This window comes from Bradyrhizobium zhengyangense (assembly GCF_022012435.1).
Taxonomy (GTDB): domain Bacteria; phylum Pseudomonadota; class Alphaproteobacteria; order Rhizobiales; family Xanthobacteraceae; genus Bradyrhizobium; species Bradyrhizobium zhengyangense.
On the sequence record NZ_JAKLUA010000081.1, the window covers coordinates 1 to 1,269 of the forward strand.

Genomic DNA, 1,269 nt, shown 5'->3' on the forward strand with positions numbered 1-1,269 from the left:
TGTTTAGCCCGGACAGATCACTGACGGGTGTTCGGAGACATAGCTGACACATCAACATTGGCTGGATTGGTCCGATTCGGGAGGCCGTCCATGCCTTGGAGTGAGGTGTCAGCAATGGATCAGCGCCACGAGTTCGTGCGGTTGGCTTTGCAGGAAGGCGCCAACCGGCGCGAGCTGTGCCGTCGGTTCAACATCAGTCCTGACGTCGGCTACAAATGGCTGCGGCGCTGGCAGGCCGGCGACCGGGAGCTCGCTGACCGGTCTCGGCGCCCGCATGCAATGCCCAAGCGCAGCGAGGCTGGGCTCGAGGCGCAGGTTGTGGCTGTGCGCGACAAGCATCCAGCCTGGGGAGCGCGCAAGATCGCCCATTGCCTGAAGCGGGAAGGACGGACAGTACCGGTGCCGTCGACGGTGCACCGGATCCTATACCGGAACGGCCGGATCAAGCCGAGCGAGAATGCGCCGCCCAATCCAGGGCACCGCTTCGAGAAGGAAGCTCCCAATCTTTTGTGGCAGATGGACTTCAAGGGCCACCTACCGCTCGCCAACGGAACGCGGTGCCATCCGCTGACAATCGTCGACGATCACTCGCGCTACGTCCTATGCCTGAAGGCCTGTGCCGACGAACAGCGTCTCACCGTGCAAGATCACCTGACGGCGACGTTCCGCTGCTATGGGCTGCCGGAGGCCTTCTACACCGACAACGGCTCACCCTGGGGCGATACGTCCGGCGTTCGCTGGACCGCACTGAAGGTGTGGCTGCTCAAACTTGGCGTCAGGGTGGTGCACGCCAGACCATGCCATCCGCAGGCCCGCGGCAAGAACGAACGCTTCCATCGCACGCTGAAGGCTGAGGTCTTCGCCATGCGTCGTTTCCGCACGCTCTCGGAAGTCCAGCGCGCCTTCGATGCCTGGCGGCCGGTCTACAATTTGGAGCGCCCCCATCAGGGCCTCGATATGCAGGTCCCTGCCGATCGCTTCCGGCCGAGCGCCCGCGCCATGCCGGCCCGCGTTCCCAATGTCGAATACGACAGCGGCGAGATCGTGCGCAGGGTCTCCTCGACAAGACCCTACATCTCCTTCAAGGGACGCTTCTGGAAAGTTCCTCAGGCTTTCGCCTGCGAACGGCTTGCCATCAGACCGCTGGATCGAGACGGCCACTACGGCATCTTCTTTGCCAGCTGGCAGGTCGCATCAATCGACTTGACCAATGGCCAACCTGTCAGTGATGTGTCCGAACAGGTGTCAGCCATGTCTCCGGACTAAACA

At 62.6% G+C, this 1,269-nt stretch carries 1 protein-coding gene; it reads left to right on the forward strand.

The features are described 5' to 3' along the window. The first annotated feature begins 90 nt into the window (after positions 1-90). On the forward strand, positions 91-1,266 hold the full coding sequence (locus L6637_RS42250) for an IS481 family transposase (protein ID WP_237874460.1): 1,176 nt from the start codon (positions 91-93) through the stop codon (positions 1,264-1,266). The last annotated feature ends 3 nt before the right edge of the window (positions 1,267-1,269 follow it).

Bases quoted from the DNA above. Each gene is read 5' to 3' on its own strand.
- L6637_RS42250 (WP_237874460.1), top strand. From the start codon at position 91: ATGCCTTGGAGTGAGGTGTCAGCAATGGATCAGCGCCACGAGTTCGTG.